The organism is Bradyrhizobium sp. Kon37, from assembly GCF_055807535.1.
This window is the reverse complement of the sequence record NZ_JBVVOY010000040.1, coordinates 19488-35253: the sequence shown is the minus strand read 5'-3', so window position 1 is coordinate 35253 and position 15766 is coordinate 19488. Positions and strand designations below refer to the sequence as shown.

Below are 15766 nucleotides of genomic sequence, written 5' to 3'. Positions count from 1 at the left end.
TTGACCTCCACAGTCAGCTTGTAACGATAGCTCTCGCTTTTCCCGCATCCTGCGAGACAGAGCGCAAGGAGGGCTAAAGCGCCGAGGCGCAAAGGGGCAAATCGCATCTGGTCCACTTGGTTGCATCTAGCCCTTCAGTCAACCAAAAGCGTCACGCATGCTGAATTTTCAGTATGTGGGCCGAAGGTCAGCTATGGGTCAGAAGCGGTCCTCGACCGGCTGCGTGCCGCAGGTCAGCAAAGGGCAGAAGCACAAGTGATCGCCTTAAACGGGGTAGCGCCATTTCAATGCGCGCCGCACGAACAACAGCGCTGCTACCACGATCACCAGGACGACAAGATAGCCGGCAACAGCCCACCGCTCGTGTGGCAGGTAACCCGGAGCCAACATAAGCATCAATAGAACGCAAAGGAGCGCCGTTTGTGCGTAGAACAGCGGCGAGCGCAGCATTCCTGTCGGCTTCAATTCGGCGAGCCGGTCACCAGCGCGCGTCACGCGACTGTAAAGAAACACTAAAGCCGCCAAAGCGATTATCCATTCCATGCAGTTGAGCTACCATTGCAGGATTTAGGATACCTCAACGCGTGACGGAGAAAGCGCTACATCGCCCCCTGATGTCCGCTGTGGGTCACTTGCGGACCTGACTGCCAGGCGGCGGGCGCGGTGCTGGAGCCCGCTAAGGGCTGTTATCAGACTGGCGACCAATGCAACCGACGGCGACCTCGAGCAGCTCCTGCTCACCGGCAAGCTGCTCCCTTTCTCGGCGCCGTCGGCAGGGTGATCGACCGCGAAGCGGCCAATCTCATCCCGGCTTGCTGTCCTCGCCAAACCGTCGCGCGAGGGCCATCAGCACCACGAAGGTCGCAACCCACACCATCCGCGCGCCGTAGCGGTCGTGGGGGCCGGAGATGACGGCGCAGATGAAGGCGTTGCCGAGCAGCGCCAGAGTCACCGTCGCCGCCAGCAGCGTCAGATCGTCCAGCCGGCGATGTATGAGCGCGTGGCCGAGCAGCACAACGAGCGCCAGCATCGAGGCCAGCGCGACGGGCACGTGCAGCCAGTTGATGGTGTCGAAGTCGAGAGCCCAGTGCTGCTGGCGCGCCGCCCGCATAGGCGCGGCCTGTGAGGGGATATAGCGTTCGATGATGCCGCGGGTGTGCGGGATCCAGCCATTGGTGCCTTCGCCGGTCGCGACATGCAGCAATTGCTGGCCCATCGCCCGCAACGCCGCGCCGGCCTGCCAGGCCGGATAGTCGGCGAGCGAACCCACGACGATGGTGCCCATTTCCTCGTTCATGCCTTCGAAGCGGCCGAGCGTGTTGAACATGCTCTTGCCCCAAAGGAATTCGTCGGCGGTCGCCGGCAATTGGTCGCGATAGGGGCAGAGCTTGAGTGTTTCGCGCGGGCAATGGTCATTGAGATAACGCGCGACGATGCCGTCCTGCATCATGCGGCCGAAGGCGACGCCGGTGCCGCCCGGCGTCCAGGCCCATTTGCCCGACAAGGCATGGTTCGCAGACACCAGCATCAGGCCGCCGGCGATGATGGTGAGGCTCGCCTGCGCCAATCCGGCGATCGGAAGCCGGCGCCCCAGCCACGGCCGCATCATCCAGCCGGCAACGCAGAGACCGAGCAGCACGCCGAGCGTGGCGCTGTGGGTCGCGGCGGCAAAGGCGGTGAAGACGAACAGCGAGATTTTTTCGAGCACCGAGGTCCGCTGCCCACCGATGACCAGCAGGAATAGCGACAGCACCGACAGGCCTGCAAAAATGTCGGTGAGCAGCATGCTCGCAAGCCAGGGCAGCGCCGTCGACAGGATCAGGAGCAGGCTGATCGCGACGAAACGGACCGTCTGCATCATCGAGAGCACGCGCAAGGTGAGCTGCAACAGCCACAGCGTCGCCAGCGACTGGACCGCAAGGTTGATCCAGAAACCAGAACTTTCGCCATAGTGCAGGTAGATGCCGAACACGGTGGAGCGGCTCGGGACGAGATAGCCCTCGTACCAGCGCGCCAAATAGCCTCCGGTATCCCATTGCAACAGCGGATAGCCGTTCCAGAACGCCGGCGCGATCAACAGCAGCGGCAGGGCGACCGCGGCCAGCCGCAGCCAGAGGGTATCAGCGGCGCCCGCGCGCAAATGATCGGTGGTGATGGTCAAATCCGCTCCGTCCTCACTCGGACCATGCCCGCAATCACCGTTGAGGCGGAATTCACCAATAGTTTGACACCGCCCGGCTTGAATTTGGCGAAACCCTGACCATTTTGAGCCGACCTTGCCGCCCGGGGTCTCGGAAGAAACTCTTGTGATTCAACGTGTTGGCATACCCTCGCTGGGCAACGCACTGTTCACTCTCAGGCAAGCCCGTCAGGACTTTGTCGCCTAGACTGTGTTATAGAACCAGTGAAACGAGCCAATTCGAAAGAGCAGATCTCATGGCAGTGCATCAGGTCAATCCGGGAGGAAAGCTCGCAACGCTTGATCCGATCTGGGATCGGATCCGCGGCGAAGCGGAGGACATCGTCCATCGCGAGCCGGAGCTTGCGACCTTCATCTATTCGACGGTGCTGCATCACAGCCGCCTGGAAGATGCGGTGATCCATCGCGTCGCCGACCGGCTCGATCACTCCGCGCTGTCGGGCGATCTCGTGCGCCAGACCTATGACGAGGCGCTGCGCGACGATCCCGATCTCGGCAACGCCTTCCGCGCCGATCTCGTCGCCGTCTACGACCGCGACCCCGCGACCTCGCGCTTCATCGACCCGTTGCTCTATTTCAAGGGCTTCCACGCCATCCAGACCCACCGCCTCGCGCATTGGCTCTATCTGAAGGGCCGCAAGGATTTTGCGTATTATCTGCAGAGCCGGGCGTCTGCGGTATTCCAGACCGACATCAATCCCGCCGCGCGCATCGGCCGCGGCATCTTCCTCGACCACGCCACCGGCTTCGTCTGCGGTGAGACTGCGCTGATCGAGGACGACGTCTCGATCCTGCATGGGGTCACGCTCGGCGGCACCGGCAAGGAGAACGAGGACCGTCATCCGAAAATCCGTCACGGGGTCCTGATCGGTGCCGGCGCGAAGATCCTCGGCAATATCGAGATCGGTCATTGCGCGCGCATCGCGGCGGGGTCGGTCGTGGTCAAGCCCGTGCCGCACAACGTGACGGTCGCAGGCGTGCCCGCCAAGGTCGTCGGCGAAGCCGGCTGCGCCGAGCCGTCACGCACCATGGATCAGATGATCAACGCCATGGGGCTCTGAGGCGGGACTTTGAGATGGGTCTCTGAGAGGGGACATCGAGCTTGTTGGAAGGGGCGGATTTTCCGCGCCCTTCGCCCCAAAAATTCTTTGGCAATTCATGCTGGCGGTTGGTCGCGTCTCGTCCTAAAACCCGCGCCAACCCAGATTTCGATTGGAGACTTGCCGTGGACGTCAAGGAAGTTAGGAAGCTCGACGCGTATCTGAAGCGCGTATTCGGCAATCCCAAGATCCGCGTCGTGCCGCGGCCGAAGAAGGATGATTCCGCCGAGGTCTATATCGGCGAGGAATTCATCGGTGTGCTCTTCGTCGACGACGAGGATGATGATCGCTCGTTCCAGTTCCAGATGGCGATCCTCGAGGACGATCTGGTCGATCAGGAGTGATGCGACCCGATTGGTGAGGCGGAACTTCCGCCCTCACCATTTAGTGTCTGACGCGGCGGTGCGATCGGCCGACGCTCTTCCCACATTCCGTCCATGCGAACAGTGCTGATCTCCGGGGCGGGGATCGCCGGGCCGACGCTCGCGTATTGGCTGCGTGCTGGAGGCTACGAGCCGACGTTGGTTGAACGCGCGCCCACGCTTCGTCGTGGCGGCTACGTGATCGATTTCTGGGGACTGGGCTACGACATCGCCGAGCGGATGGGGCTGTTGCCGGCGATCGAAAGCGCCGGCTATCGCGTCAGGGAAATGCGGATCGTCGACGATCGCGGCCGGCGTGTCGCCGGATTTGGTACGAACGTCCTCGACGATCTCACAGGCGGGCGTTACGTCACTCTGGCACGAAGCGATCTGTCGGGCCTGCTGTACGGTACGGTCCGCGATGGTGTTGAAACGATCTTCGATGAGGAGATCGTTGGCCTGGAGCAGCAGCCTGAATGGGTCGAGGTCCAGTTGCGGCGCGGTGGGCGCCGACGTTTCGATCTCGTCGTCGGTGCTGACGGTCTGCATTCGCAAGTGCGCCGCCTTGCGTTCGGCTCGATCGGGACGTTCGAAAGAAATCTCGGCTATGGCGTCGCGGCATTCGAGACCCGCGGCTATCGCCCTCGCGACGAAAATGTGTATCTGATGCACAACCGGCCGGGCCGTATGGTTGGCCGTTTCGCGCTGCGCGATGATCGCACCTTGTTCCTCTTCGTGTTTCGCGGTGATGCAGGCGCGCCTGCGGCGCAGAAGGCACAGCTGCGCGATCGCTATCGCGACGCCCGATGGGAATGCCCAGACATTCTGAACGAACTCGAGCGCACCGATGATTTGTATTGCGACCGGGTCAGCCAGATCAGGATGGACGGCTGGTCGCGAGGACGCGTCGTGCTGATTGGAGACGCTGCGTTCTGCGTCTCGCTCGTCGCCGGGCAGGGCTCGGCTCTGGCCATGATCTCTGCCTATGTGCTTGCGGGAGAGCTCGCGCGCGCCGACGGGCGCCACGAGGAAGCATTCAGCGCCTATGAGACCCGCCTTCGCAGCTATATCGGCGCCAAGCAGCGTGGAGCGGAGCGCTTCGCCGCGGCATTTGCGCCGCGGACGTTATGGGGATTGTGGTTTCGCAATCAGGTCGTGAAGGCGTTCTCGTTGCCGGGTGCGGCGAGACTCGCCATCGGTCGAGACCTTGCCGACAAGCTGGATCTGCCGACTTATCGCTGGCGCGATCGCAAGAAGATCGGCGTTTGAATTGGCCGCGGCATTGATTTCTTTCGAAAGAGACGAATTGTGGGAGGGGGCGAGTTTTCCCAAACCGGCTTCGAAAATACGAAGTCATGCCAAGCACTTGGCTACTGTGCATGGGGTTGTTTTCGCAGTTTTGTTTTGGAGGCTCGGGGCCGCTTACCCCTTCGGTCCCCGCAACCGCGCCGTCAGCTTCTCCATCGCTTCCGCCGCATCGCGCCATTGCGACAGCCAGCTCCGCGGAAAGCGGAAAGTGAGGTCGGCGCCCCCGACGCGTCGTTCGGCGAGGCACATGCCGGGCGTCGCGCCATCGCGGGTGCAGCGCGCGGTTAGCGCGGGACTTGCGGCAGAATAGAGATCCTCGTTGCCGTAAGGCGTGTCGGCGCGGAACGTCCGCATCGTCAGCCCGTCCTGGGGCATTGCCGCGGCCTGGTCGAGATAGCGCGGATAGATCGTGGCGGTGCGCTGCTCGGGCGAGAGCGCATCGCGATGCGCGGCGATCGACAGGAAGATGCGGTCGATCGGCTGCATCGCCGCGTCCACGCTGTCGGCGGTGACGTGCTTTGGCGCGCCCGGCGGCTCCAGCGAAGGGTACAGGAAGTCGAGATCGATCCGCTCCTGCGGCCCGGAGTGGCGCTGGATCTTCATGCGGATTGCAGTGGTCGGCAGGTTGAACAGCGTGCCGCCGACGCTCACCGGCAGCTTGTCCGGGGCGCTCGCGCCGCTCGGGCCCCAGGTCGGCCACAACAAATAGGCGACGAGCGCGACGGCGCACACCGCGGCAATGCCGCCGAGCACGATCGGGATGACGTGGCCCCAGGTGCGCGCCCGGGGAGACTGAGGGGAGGTTGCCGAAAACACCGTCATGAGCCGCGAATGAGCCGGAAGTCGGCCGATGGCCGACGAATCAGCGGCGAATATGCCACGTGGTGGCGGTTTCGCGGAGCGTTCACCGGCTGCAGGGAAGGGAGAGAGGCCTGCGTGGGACGGCCGGCGGCGTTAACCTTCCCTTAAGGATAATGTAGCGTTAACCGGCACTCTTTGTCACAGGAAGGCACCTCGCGTTGCGTAAGGGCGGACCGTTCCGATGACACCTGAAGCTCTCAATACATTCTTCTCGATCGGCATCGGTTTCGCGCTCGCGGGCGCGCTCGTGAGCGGATACCAGACGGTCGCACAGCGGCCGGCCGGCTTCGGTCTGTTGCAGGACGGCGTGGCGCCGAAGACCTTCGCGGCGGTTCCGTTCCTGGTGTTCGCGGCACCCTTCATCATCATGCGCAACACCCTGCGCGGCAGGCAGCTGGAGAGCCGCCGCGTCGAATTCGTGATGATGGCCACCGTCATCGCCGGCTTCTGGAGCATGATGAGCGGCACCTTCGTCCTGATGACGCTCCGCGCGGCCGGCGTTCTGGTCTGATGCGCGCGCTGTAGGGCTGCCTGCGCGGCGGCCCTTTGCGTCGAGACCGCCGTTTCGCTATGGCTGGGGTTGACGCGACAGGAGACCCTCATGGCGATCTACGAGCTCGACGGGCAGGCGCCCGACCTTCCCGCCGACGGCAACTACTTCATCGCGGAGACCGCCACCGTGATCGGCCGCGTGCGCCTGAAGCCGGGCGCGAGCGTCTGGTTCGGCGCGGTGCTGCGCGGCGACAATGAGTGGATCGAGATCGGCGAGGGCGCCAACGTGCAGGACGGATCGACCTGCCACACCGATCTCGGTTTTCCGCTTCACATCGGCAGGAACTGCACAGTCGGTCATAACGTCATCCTGCACGGCTGCACCATCGAGGAGGGCGCACTCGTCGGCATGGGCTCCATCGTGATGAACGGCGCCAGGATCGGCCGCAACAGCATCGTCGGCGCCGGCTCCGTCATCACCGAGGGCAAGGAATTTCCCGAACGGTCCCTGATCATCGGCTCGCCGGCGCGGGTGATCCGCACGCTCGACGACGCCCAGGTGCAGAAGATGGGCAGCGCGGCGAAGTTCTACGTCGCGAACGGCCCGCGCTTCATAAAGGGCCTCAAGCGGATCGGGTGAGCTCAGCTTCCTTCGGACTCGCGCGCTTCTAGTGCGCTTGCGACCTTCTCGTGCCCTGCGGACCATAGGGCATGCTCGTCGCTGCCGTCCTGGTAAGGATTGGCTTCCGCCGGAATGTTCTTACGCGCCGCGCGTTCGCCTTCTGCAAAAGCATCGCGATCGTTCATCGTGACTGCGCCTTTCTGTTTCCGGAGCCTTCCCGGTTTCAAGCTGATGCGACGGCATTTGTTCCGGAACCGGTCATTGCTGCGGCGGTTGATCGGCGAAGGAGATTTCAATGGCCAGATTGCCCACAGCCCGTTCAATCAAGACCGTGATCGTGATCTTCGCCCTTGCCGCGATGCCGGCCGTAGCGTTCGCGCAAGCGAGCGGCGGCTCGGCGGGATCGGCCGGAGGTGTGGCCAATTCTCCGGCGACTGCGCCCGGCACCAACAGTCTGGGCACCGCCCAATCGTCCGGTGCGAATGCTGCATCCGGAGGCACCACCGGCGCAGGCGGGGGTAGGGGGACCGACGCCGCCGTCAACGCCGAGAACCGGCTGCTCGACAAGAAGCTCAAGAGCATCTGCCGCGGCTGCTGACGCTCGCGGGGAAGTGAGACAGTGAGGCTGTCAGGAACGCCGCAAGCCAATTAGCTTGGTCCTGCTTTGAAGCGTGGAGCGTCTCCACGCGGAGGATCGAGTGATGTTACGCAAGATGATGTTGACGGCGCTGGCCGTCGCGATAGTCGGGCTGTCAGCCCCACAGGCCGCCCAGGCGCGGGGCGGTTTCGGACACGGTGGTGCCGGTTGGGGCCATGGCGGAGGCTGGAGCCACGGAGGCGGCTGGCGCGGCGGCGGCTTCTGGCCGGGAATCGCCATCGGGGCGGGTATCGCCGGCGCGGGTTATTACGGCAGCTATTACGGCTATGGCCAACCGTATTACGGCGATCCCTATTACTATGGTACCGGCTACGACGATGGTGGCTATGGCGGCTGCTACGTCGTGCGCAAGCGCGTCATGACGCCGTCGGGCTGGCGCATCCGCCCCGTGGATGTCTGCGAATAGGCGGCGGTACCCGTTAAAAAACAAGGTCGCTGACGCAATATACCGTCAACGACCTTGCCAGCCCCGGACATTGAAATCGGCTCACGCCATCCGGTAACGGCGAGCATCGCTTGGAATCACACGGGCGAATGTGATCCAGTTCACAAGTCCAAAAATTTAGGCGGCGCCGGCTGCTCAGCCGCGCGAGCGCTTGCGTGCAGTGGCATGGACACGATGCCGTGCAGGTTTCCTGCGGGTAACCGAGGGAGTCTCCGCCTCGGTCGCCCGGGCGCTGGCAAAGGATTGCCGCAGCCCGTCGATGGACTCGTTGAGTGTCGTGACCTGCTCGGACAGACGCTTGGTGTCGGCCTGCTGGAATGCGAGCAAGCGCTTCACACTCTGAAGCTGGTCCTGCACGACCTGAAGCTGGTCAATCGATTCCTGCTGGGTTGCTTCCAGCCCCTTGGTCTTCTCGACCAACTGCTCGGACGCCTGTGCGGTACGTGCCTGAAGCTGCCGCGATGCCACCACCCGGTCGGTCTCGGGGGCTGAGCCGGTATAGGCGCGCCAGATCGCGATCGAGGTCACACCGGCGATCAGCAGGAGGAGCGCGGCGGCGGTCAGCGCGATGGGCTGGGCGCCGAGGCGAAGAAGCGGGTTGGACGGTGCGTCCTCTGCGAGATCGATCATCGCTGACAAAACCCAAATTGAAACTTGGTGAGTGGCGAAGACCGGCAACCCTGAGGCCGCCGGGTGTCCCGAAAGCGTTACGTTTCGGCAAGGAATGGGACCAAAAAGAGGCTAAGAGCAAAAAAACCAACAATCATGAGGCCTTGAGGCCTCCGAACGCCCGTCAGGGGCAGAGATCAGGGCTGAAACGGCGAAAACGGACCTGAATAGGTCTTCGAGCGCGGTGCCGCATAGGGCCCGAGCCGGGAGGTCTTCAGTCCCAGTCGCACCAGTGATTCCGCCAAGGTCACCGCAGCGGCGACGCCGTCGATCACGGGCAGGCCGTGCGTAGCAGCGAGTTCATTGGCGAGATCGGCCATGCCGGCGCAACCGAGCACGATGGCCTCCGCGCGGTCGTCACGGATCGCGGCCGTGATTTCCGTAGAGATTTTTGCGAGCGCGTCGGTGTTGCGCTCCTCCAACGCGAGCACCGGCACCTCGGCGGCGCGGACGCGGGCGCAGCGCTCAGCCAGGCCGTATTTTCGCAAATTATGCTCGATCGGCACGATGGAGACACCGAGCGTCGTCACCACGGCGAAGCGCGCGGCGATCAGGCTCGCCATGTGAAAGCCGGCCTCGCCAATGCCGATCACGGGTGCCTTTGCCGCGGCGCGCGCGGCGTCGAGGCCGGTGTCGTCGAAGCAGGCGATGATGTGGGCATCCGCGCCGTCGCGATCGGCCTCGCGGATGCAGCCGAGCATGCCGGGGACGGCGAAGGCCTCGTCGTAAAATCCCTCGATCGAAACCGGACCCATCGCCGGCTGGCGCGCGTCGATCCATGTGTCGGGCAGGGCGATGCTGCGCGCCGCGGCGGCGATCTTCGCCGTCATCGACGCCGTGGTGTTGGGGTTGACGACGTGGAGTCGCATCAGATCAGACAAGCCCTTTGCCGGCGTCCGAGCCTTTGGCCGCCTGCCGCCTGTTCAACACGTGGATGGTGCCGAGCGCAAGGCTGATCACCGTGAACGAGACGGCGGAGATCACGGTGCCGAGCGCATAGATGTCGGGGTTGGTCACGGTGGTGGTGAGGCCCTGGAGATCGAGCGGCAACGTGTTCACCGCACCGATCGCCTGGCTGGAGCGTGCGAGCTCGTCCCAGGAGAGGGTGAAGCCGAACAGGCCGATACCGATCACCGAAGGCAGGATGATCGGCAGCACGACATGACGGAAGGCCTGCCACGGCGTCGCGCCGAGATCGCGCGCGGCTTCCTCGAGGCGCGGGTCGAAGCGGTTGAAGATCGCGAACATGATGAGAAGGCCGAACGGCAGCGTCCAGGTCAAGTGTGCACCGAGGCCCGAAGTGAGCAGGCCCATCGAGGTCTCGAAATTCTCGTTCCAATGCGCCTTGATCAGATCGTCGATGATGCGGAATTCGAGAGAGATGCCGAGCGAGGTGATGATCGAGGGCACGATCAGGCTCGCGATCGCCGAGTAGAACAGGGTGCTTTGCGCCTTGAACTTGCGGCGAAACGCCATGCCCGCGGCGACCGACAGCACGACGGTGACGATCATCACGATGATGCCGAGCAGCAGCGAACGGCGAAAGGCCGCGCCGAGATCGACGATGCCGGTGCCCTGGAACAGTTTCGCGATCCAGAAAGTCGACACACCGTTCATCGGAAAGGTGAGGCCGCCCTGCGGCCCCTGGAACGACAGCACGTAGATCGCGATCATCGGGCCGTAGAGAAACAGCGTGTAGGCCGCGAAGAAGATCGCGAGCACGTAGAAAGAGCGCGGGCGTCCTTCCTTCATGCTCTAGAGCTCCTTCTTGATATCGACGATGCGCGACATCATGGTGATGATCAGGAACGTGATGACGAGCAGGATCACGGCGTTGGCCGCTGCGGCCGGGAATTGCAGCGCGTTCACCCGCGTCTCGATGATCTTGCCAGCTGCCGCGATCTGCTGGCCACCCATTACGCCGATGGTGATGAAATCGCCCATCACGATGGTGATGACGAAGATCGAGCCGATCACGATGCCGGGCTTGGCGAGCGGGATGATGACGTTGACGAGCGTCTGGAAGCCGGTCGCGCCGGCGTCATAGGCGGCCTCGATCAGCGATTTGTCGATACGCACCATCGAATTGAAGATCGGCACCACCATGAAGAAGGTGAAGAGGTGCACCAGTGCCAGCACCACGGAGAACTCGGAGAACAGCAGCCATTCAACGGGATGGTTGATCAACCCCGTCTTGACCAAGCCCGAGTTGACAAGGCCATTGCGCCCGAGCAGCGGGATCCAGGCGATCATGCGGATCACGTTGGAGGTCCAGAACGGGATCGTGCAGAGCAGCGACAGTCCCATCTGCCAGGTTTTCGACTTGACGTGGAAGGCGAGGAAGTAGGCGACCCAGAAGCCGATGAAGAGTGTGATGACCCACACGAGGAAGCAAAGCTTCAGCGTCTTCAGATAAGTCTTGGCGATGGTGCAGAGGTCGGGGAGCTGCGCGATGCAGCCCTCGAACGTGTCGGTGTAGCCGCGGCCCGAGAAGGCCGGCAGCAACTGATATTCGTTGTAGTCCCAGAACGAGACGATCACGACGAAGACGAGCGGGATCAGGAAGAAGGCGAGGAACACCAGCATCATCGGCCCAGCCTGAAGCCAGGAGATGAAGGAGGGTGACAGCCGCACCGCTTTGCTGCGGCGCGCCGTCTCCGATCCCCGGACCAGGTCCGGGGATGCCTGTTGCAGGATGTCCTCCGACGTGTCCATCAAATTACGCCGCGATGAACTCGTTCCACTTGCGGACCATGTAGTCGTTCTCGTCCATCACGGCGTTCCAGCACGCCACGCCACCCATGCGGTCCTCGTAGGAGCCGCCGTCGCGCACGGCGCCGGCCTTTTCGAGCAGCGAGCCGTCCGGCGCCTTGATGTCTTTCTCGGCCGCCTTGCCTTCCATCCAGTAGGCCCACTCGTAAGGCTCCATATGCGCCTTTGCGGTGGAGAGCACGGCTGAGTAGTAGCCCTGGCGGTTGAGATAGGCGCCGGCGTAGCCGGACAGGAACCAGTTGACGAACTCATAGGCCCATTCGAGCTTCGCACCCGAGACGCCCTTGGAAACGCAGAAGCCCGAGGCCCAGGAGCGATAGCCTTCCTTGAGCGGCTGGAAGGTGCAGGCAATCCCCATCGAGCGGACCTTCGTCACCGCCGGCGACCACATCGACTGGATGACGGTCTCGCCCGAGGCCATCAGGTTGACGCTCTCGTTGAAGTCTTTCCAGAAGGCGCGGAACTGGCCGGCCTTCTTGGCCTCGGTCATCACCTTCATGGTGAGATCGATCTCTTCCTTGGTCATGTTGCCCTTGTCGGCATATTTGTACTTGCCGGTGGCTTCCACGACCATCGCGGCATCCATGATGCCGATCGAGGGGATGTTGAGGATCGAGGCCTTGCCCTTGAATTCGGGATTGAGCAACTCTGCCCACGAGCTGATCGGACGCTTGATGATGTCGGGGCGGATGCCGAGCGTGTCGGCGTTGTAGACGGTCGGGATCAGGGTGACGAATTCGGTCGCGGACGTCGCGAACTTCTTGGAGTCCTTGCCTTCGAGATAGAGCACTTTCCAGGGCGCGGTGCCCTGGCCGCCGATCTTCTTGCCGCCGGGCGTCTGGCCCTTGGTGAAGACGGGCGTGATGTTGTCGAATTCCTTGATCTTCCTGGCGTCGAGGGCAAGGATGTTGCCCGAGGGCACGATCTTCTTCAGCGCGAAATATTCGGTGTCCAGCACGTCGAAGGAGTTCGGCTGGGTCATCACGCGCTTGGTGACGTCGTCGGTGGTCGCGGTGATGTATTCGATCTTGATGCCGGTGTCCTTCAAGCACTGCTTGGAAATCTCGTCGCCCTCGTTCACGGCGGTGCCGAGATAGCGCAGCACCTTCGGCTCGGCCGACATCACGTAGGGGAAGCCGGTGATGGCGCCGGAGCCGGCGGCAAGGCCGGCGAGACCCGCGGTGCTCTTCAGTAGCGTGCGGCGGCTAAGGCCCTTCTTCCTGGTCGTTTCGGTCATATCACTCACTCCTCTGTTGCGCATTCCGGTGATTGATCGGCGCTATTGCAGACGTTGCGCCTTGGCGGGATCCCAGGTAGCCAGCACGCGATCGCCCGGCCGGAACTGGTGGACGTCGAAGGCGGCCTCGGGGAGGTGGGAGAACAGGGCGGTCCCGTCTTCGAGCGTGAGCGAGACGGCGATGTAGGAGCCCTGGTACTCGGTCTGGGTCAGCAGCGCCGGCGCGCCGACCGCGCCGTCGGCGATCGGCACGATGCCGAGCTGATCGGCGCGCACGGCGATGAGTTTGCCTGCGTCGCTGAGGACGTTGTGGCCGCCGATGAAGCGCGCCACGAATTCGGTGCGGGGATGATGGAAGATGTCGCGGGCACTTCCCTGCTGTTCAATCCTGCCCTGGTTCATCACCACGATGTGGTCGGCGAGCGCCATCGCCTCTTCCTGGCCGTGCGTGACCTGGACGAAGCTGATGCCGAGCTCGCGCTGCAGCCGCTTCAGTTCACCCCGCATCTTCACCCGCAGGAACGGGTCGAGCGCCGAGAGCGGCTCGTCGAGCAACAGGATCTGCGGCTCGGTGATCAGCGCGCGGGCGAGCGCGACGCGCTGCTGCTGGCCGCCGGACAGCTGTGCGGGGAGGCGGGCCGCGTAGGGCGTCATCGCGACCAGCTCGAGCAACTCGCCGGCACGCTTGTGCCGCGTCGCCCGGTCGATGCCGCGCATTTTCAGGGCAAACGCCACGTTGTCGATCACGGTGAGGTGCGGAAACAGCGCGTAGGACTGGAACATCATCGCCGTGCCGCGCTTGGCGGGTTCGAGATCGGTGACGTTCTGCGGACCCAGGATGATGTCGCCTTCGCTGACGGCCTCGTGGCCGGCGATCATGCGCAAGGTCGAGGTCTTGCCGCAGCCGGAGGGGCCGAGCAGGCAGCAATAGGTGCCGGCCGGGATCTTCAAATTGACGGTGTCGACCGCCAGCGTCGTGTCGTAGCGCTTGCTGACGGCGACCAGTTCGAGGGCGGCGGGAGTGGCCATGGCGTGTCCGGGGCGAGGGCGATGCTGCGCCTCTCTCCGCAAGGTCCATGCCAATCGCGCTTGAATCGTTCTCTGCCGGCCGAATTCCAAAACAGTGCAGCGGAGTCAGATCGTTAGATCGAATCCGGCGCACCTGGCCGGCCCGTTGCCCTCGCAGCTGCGTGCACACAAAACAGGCGCGGATTGTATAAAGTTTCGCCTGTGATTGGATACAGCTCGTCGATTAGGATTCGACGCCATCTTCGACGATCGAGTCCTCACCCCCATGGCCGCCAAGTCCCGACCGAAATCCGACGCGCCCGATGCGAGCGATCGCGTCAGCCGCATCCGGGAAGGCGTGACTGCGGCGATCCTCGAACATCGCCTGCTGCCCGGCACGAAACTCGGCGAGGACGAGATCGGCGAGATCTACGGTGCCAGCCGAACGCTGGTTCGCACCGCGCTGCAACAGCTCGCCCATGAGGGCATCGTCAACATCGAGAAGAACCGCGGCGCCTTCGTCGCGCGGCCGACGCCTGCGGACGCCCGCGAAGTGTTCGAGGCGCGCCGCCTGATCGAGCCGACGATCGTCGATCACGCCGTTGACGCGGTGTCGCCTGCCTGGATCGGGCGTCTCCAGCGGCATCTTGCCGAAGAACGCGAGGCGGAGCTGCGTGGCGACGCGCGTGCTTCGGTCCGCCTCTCCGGCGACTTCCATCGACTCGTCGCCGAGATGAGTGGCCACAGCATCTTTCTCGGTTTTCTCAAGGAGCTGATCGCGCGCTCCTCGCTGATCATCCTGCTCTACCGCCGGCACGACACGCCGGCCTGCGGCACCGATCATCACGCCGGGATCGTCGCCGCGATCCGCAAATGCGACAGGGAGGCCGCGCGCGCGCAGATGTTGTCGCATCTGAACGAGATCGAGGCCGAGCTGTTCCTGAAAGATCCCGCCGCCGACGAGTTGCGGCTCGCGGACGTGCTCGGGGTCTGAGCTCAACGAGGCGCGTCCGCACCCGGGTGGGCGCGGCGGCGGCTATTGCGGCTCCAATCCGAGAGTCTTGATCGACTCGAGCCAGACCGGCCCTTCCTTTTCGTAGAGCGCAATCGAGGACGCGCGGTCCATGGCCGGCTGGTCGACTCCGAAAGCATCGAGCAGCTTCTGCACGCGCTCCGTCTTGCCGCCTTCGACCATCAGCTTGGCGAGCATGTCGATCCGGTCTGCCGGCATCGCAGCGGGCGCCACCAGCGCGGTAAAGCTGATGAGCTGGAAGACATTGCCGGTGACCCCTTGCTCGGCAAATGTCTTGGTCTCGGGCAGCTTCTTCATGCGCACCGGTGTCGGCACGGCAATCGGGCGGCCGATTCCGGTATCGAGCACCGGAAGCGCGGCCTGATAGCTGCCGACCGCCGCCTGGATCACCCCGGCGGCCAAATCCTGCCACATCGGCGCTTCGCCGCGGTAATGCACGATGGAAATGTCGAGACCGAATTGCCGGTTGAGCTCGGCGATCGCAATGTGCGCGAACGAGCCGATCCCGTACGAGCCGGCCGTGACCTTGTTGCCACGCGCATAGGCGACGAACTCTTCGATCGTCTTTGCGTTGGTGGCGGAATGGACCACCAGCGGCAGATGCCCCGAAGGCGTCACCGCGACGATCGTGAAATCCTTGTCCGGATCATAGGCCAGCGATTTCAGCAGCAGCCGGTTACCGAGCAAGGTGGACGAGATCGTGTACATCAGCGTGTAACCGTCGGCCGGGGAATCCTTCACCGACTGTGCAGCCAGCGCACCGCTGGCTCCGGTTTTGTTTTCGACAATGACCGGCTGGCCGAGCTTCTGCGAGATATAGTCGCCATAGGCGCGGGCGAAGGCATCGGTGATGCCGCCTGCCGGTGTGGAGACGACGATCTTGATTGCCCGGGTCGGCCAGGCCTCGGCCCAAGCCGTTTCAGAAGCGGCTATCGTCAGGCATGCAATCGCGGCAGCCCAAATTCTCGCGGATGTCCGCACTTCGGCCTCCCTCTTTTC

19 protein-coding genes are annotated in these 15766 nt (G+C 63.6%); 8 read left to right on the top strand and 11 right to left on the bottom strand.

The window, feature by feature from the left end; genetic code table 11:
- Positions 1-264: 264 nt before the first annotated feature.
- Positions 265-543, bottom strand: coding sequence for a hypothetical protein (locus AC0L3J_RS35610; RefSeq protein WP_473350187.1), 279 nt, complete (start codon positions 541-543; stop codon positions 265-267).
- Between the two features lie 259 nt (positions 544-802).
- Positions 803-2161, bottom strand: coding sequence for a hypothetical protein (locus AC0L3J_RS35605; protein ID WP_473350186.1), 1359 nt, complete (start codon positions 2159-2161; stop codon positions 803-805).
- A gap of 275 nt (positions 2162-2436) precedes the next feature.
- Between AC0L3J_RS35605 and cysE the strand changes: the two genes are divergently transcribed.
- The 3 genes from cysE to AC0L3J_RS35590 all read left to right on the top strand — a co-directional run bounded on the left by cysE (position 2437) and on the right by AC0L3J_RS35590 (position 4931).
- On the top strand, positions 2437-3261 hold the full coding sequence (cysE, locus tag AC0L3J_RS35600) for a serine O-acetyltransferase (RefSeq protein ID WP_007602549.1): 825 nt from the start codon (positions 2437-2439) through the stop codon (positions 3259-3261).
- Positions 3262-3425: 164 nt separating this feature from the next.
- Positions 3426-3644, top strand: a complete 219-nt coding sequence (locus AC0L3J_RS35595) for a DUF3126 family protein (protein WP_007602550.1) — start codon at positions 3426-3428, stop codon at positions 3642-3644.
- Between the two features lie 93 nt (positions 3645-3737).
- Positions 3738-4931: an FAD-binding domain gene (locus AC0L3J_RS35590; protein WP_473350185.1), complete on the top strand. Its 1194-nt coding sequence runs from the start codon at positions 3738-3740 to the stop codon at positions 4929-4931.
- 153 nt (positions 4932-5084) lie between these two features.
- On the opposite strand, the gene AC0L3J_RS35585 is transcribed toward AC0L3J_RS35590, so the two are convergent.
- Positions 5085-5792, bottom strand: a complete 708-nt coding sequence (locus AC0L3J_RS35585) for a hypothetical protein (RefSeq protein ID WP_473350184.1) — start codon at positions 5790-5792, stop codon at positions 5085-5087.
- Positions 5793-6012: 220 nt separating this feature from the next.
- On the opposite strand from AC0L3J_RS35585, the gene AC0L3J_RS35580 reads away from it, so the two are divergent.
- Together AC0L3J_RS35580 and AC0L3J_RS35575 are read left to right on the top strand one after the other, a co-directional pair.
- Entirely contained in the window at positions 6013-6342 is a 330-nt protein-coding gene (locus AC0L3J_RS35580; protein WP_473350183.1) for a DUF6949 family protein, read from the top strand.
- 90 nt (positions 6343-6432) lie between these two features.
- A complete protein-coding gene (locus AC0L3J_RS35575) occupies positions 6433-6963 on the top strand; it encodes a gamma carbonic anhydrase family protein (RefSeq protein WP_473350182.1) in 531 nt (176 codons plus the stop codon).
- A gap of 2 nt (positions 6964-6965) precedes the next feature.
- Here AC0L3J_RS35575 and AC0L3J_RS35570 read toward each other — a convergent pair whose 3' ends face one another.
- Positions 6966-7130 (bottom strand): hypothetical protein, encoded by a 165-nt coding sequence (locus AC0L3J_RS35570; protein ID WP_473287676.1) that lies wholly within the window; start codon positions 7128-7130, stop codon positions 6966-6968.
- 110 nt (positions 7131-7240) lie between these two features.
- Between AC0L3J_RS35570 and AC0L3J_RS35565 the strand changes: the two genes are divergently transcribed.
- Entirely contained in the window at positions 7241-7543 is a 303-nt protein-coding gene (locus AC0L3J_RS35565) for a hypothetical protein (RefSeq protein ID WP_473350181.1), read from the top strand.
- A gap of 103 nt (positions 7544-7646) precedes the next feature.
- Positions 7647-8009, top strand: a complete 363-nt coding sequence (locus AC0L3J_RS35560; protein ID WP_473350180.1) for a hypothetical protein — start codon at positions 7647-7649, stop codon at positions 8007-8009.
- Positions 8010-8183: 174 nt separating this feature from the next.
- Here AC0L3J_RS35560 and AC0L3J_RS35555 read toward each other — a convergent pair whose 3' ends face one another.
- The 6 genes from AC0L3J_RS35555 to AC0L3J_RS35530 all read right to left on the bottom strand — a co-directional run bounded on the left by AC0L3J_RS35555 (position 8184) and on the right by AC0L3J_RS35530 (position 13755).
- Complete coding sequence (locus AC0L3J_RS35555) at positions 8184-8678, bottom strand: hypothetical protein (protein ID WP_473350179.1); 495 nt, start codon at positions 8676-8678, stop codon at positions 8184-8186.
- 176 nt (positions 8679-8854) lie between these two features.
- Positions 8855-9586, bottom strand: coding sequence for an aspartate/glutamate racemase family protein (locus AC0L3J_RS35550; protein WP_473350190.1), 732 nt, complete (start codon positions 9584-9586; stop codon positions 8855-8857).
- A gap of 4 nt (positions 9587-9590) precedes the next feature.
- Positions 9591-10469, bottom strand: a complete 879-nt coding sequence (locus AC0L3J_RS35545) for an ABC transporter permease (RefSeq protein WP_473350178.1) — start codon at positions 10467-10469, stop codon at positions 9591-9593.
- A 3-nt stretch (positions 10470-10472) separates the two neighbouring features.
- A complete protein-coding gene (locus AC0L3J_RS35540) occupies positions 10473-11432 on the bottom strand; it encodes an ABC transporter permease (RefSeq protein WP_247287152.1) in 960 nt (319 codons plus the stop codon).
- 4 nt (positions 11433-11436) lie between these two features.
- A complete protein-coding gene (locus AC0L3J_RS35535; protein WP_027567791.1) occupies positions 11437-12726 on the bottom strand; it encodes an ABC transporter substrate-binding protein in 1290 nt (429 codons plus the stop codon).
- A 42-nt stretch (positions 12727-12768) separates the two neighbouring features.
- Positions 12769-13755 carry an ABC transporter ATP-binding protein gene (locus AC0L3J_RS35530; protein WP_275174674.1) on the bottom strand — a complete coding sequence of 329 codons (987 nt, stop codon included), beginning with the start codon at positions 13753-13755 and terminating at the stop codon, positions 12769-12771.
- Between the two features lie 265 nt (positions 13756-14020).
- Between AC0L3J_RS35530 and AC0L3J_RS35525 the strand changes: the two genes are divergently transcribed.
- Entirely contained in the window at positions 14021-14728 is a 708-nt protein-coding gene (locus tag AC0L3J_RS35525; protein ID WP_473350177.1) for a GntR family transcriptional regulator, read from the top strand.
- A gap of 42 nt (positions 14729-14770) precedes the next feature.
- On the opposite strand, the gene AC0L3J_RS35520 is transcribed toward AC0L3J_RS35525, so the two are convergent.
- Positions 14771-15748 carry a Bug family tripartite tricarboxylate transporter substrate binding protein gene (locus AC0L3J_RS35520; protein WP_473350176.1) on the bottom strand — a complete coding sequence of 326 codons (978 nt, stop codon included), beginning with the start codon at positions 15746-15748 and terminating at the stop codon, positions 14771-14773.
- Positions 15749-15766 lie beyond the last annotated feature (18 nt).

Bases quoted from the DNA above. Each gene is read 5' to 3' on its own strand.
- AC0L3J_RS35535 (WP_027567791.1), bottom strand. From the start codon at position 12,726: ATGACCGAAACGACCAGGAAGAAGGGCCTTAGCCGCCGCACGCTACTG.
- AC0L3J_RS35565 (WP_473350181.1), top strand. From the start codon at position 7,241: ATGGCCAGATTGCCCACAGCCCGTTCAATCAAGACCGTGATCGTGATC.
- AC0L3J_RS35570 (WP_473287676.1), bottom strand. From the start codon at position 7,130: ATGAACGATCGCGATGCTTTTGCAGAAGGCGAACGCGCGGCGCGTAAG.
- AC0L3J_RS35530 (WP_275174674.1), bottom strand. From the start codon at position 13,755: ATGGCCACTCCCGCCGCCCTCGAACTGGTCGCCGTCAGCAAGCGCTAC.
- AC0L3J_RS35575 (WP_473350182.1), top strand. From the start codon at position 6,433: ATGGCGATCTACGAGCTCGACGGGCAGGCGCCCGACCTTCCCGCCGAC.
- AC0L3J_RS35540 (WP_247287152.1), bottom strand. From the start codon at position 11,432: ATGGACACGTCGGAGGACATCCTGCAACAGGCATCCCCGGACCTGGTC.
- AC0L3J_RS35545 (WP_473350178.1), bottom strand. From the start codon at position 10,469: ATGAAGGAAGGACGCCCGCGCTCTTTCTACGTGCTCGCGATCTTCTTC.
- AC0L3J_RS35555 (WP_473350179.1), bottom strand. From the start codon at position 8,678: ATGATCGATCTCGCAGAGGACGCACCGTCCAACCCGCTTCTTCGCCTC.
- AC0L3J_RS35560 (WP_473350180.1), top strand. From the start codon at position 7,647: ATGTTACGCAAGATGATGTTGACGGCGCTGGCCGTCGCGATAGTCGGG.
- cysE (WP_007602549.1), top strand. From the start codon at position 2,437: ATGGCAGTGCATCAGGTCAATCCGGGAGGAAAGCTCGCAACGCTTGAT.
- AC0L3J_RS35585 (WP_473350184.1), bottom strand. From the start codon at position 5,792: ATGACGGTGTTTTCGGCAACCTCCCCTCAGTCTCCCCGGGCGCGCACC.
- AC0L3J_RS35550 (WP_473350190.1), bottom strand. From the start codon at position 9,586: ATGCGACTCCACGTCGTCAACCCCAACACCACGGCGTCGATGACGGCG.
- AC0L3J_RS35590 (WP_473350185.1), top strand. From the start codon at position 3,738: ATGCGAACAGTGCTGATCTCCGGGGCGGGGATCGCCGGGCCGACGCTC.
- AC0L3J_RS35525 (WP_473350177.1), top strand. From the start codon at position 14,021: ATGGCCGCCAAGTCCCGACCGAAATCCGACGCGCCCGATGCGAGCGAT.
- AC0L3J_RS35580 (WP_473350183.1), top strand. From the start codon at position 6,013: ATGACACCTGAAGCTCTCAATACATTCTTCTCGATCGGCATCGGTTTC.
- AC0L3J_RS35610 (WP_473350187.1), bottom strand. From the start codon at position 543: ATGGAATGGATAATCGCTTTGGCGGCTTTAGTGTTTCTTTACAGTCGC.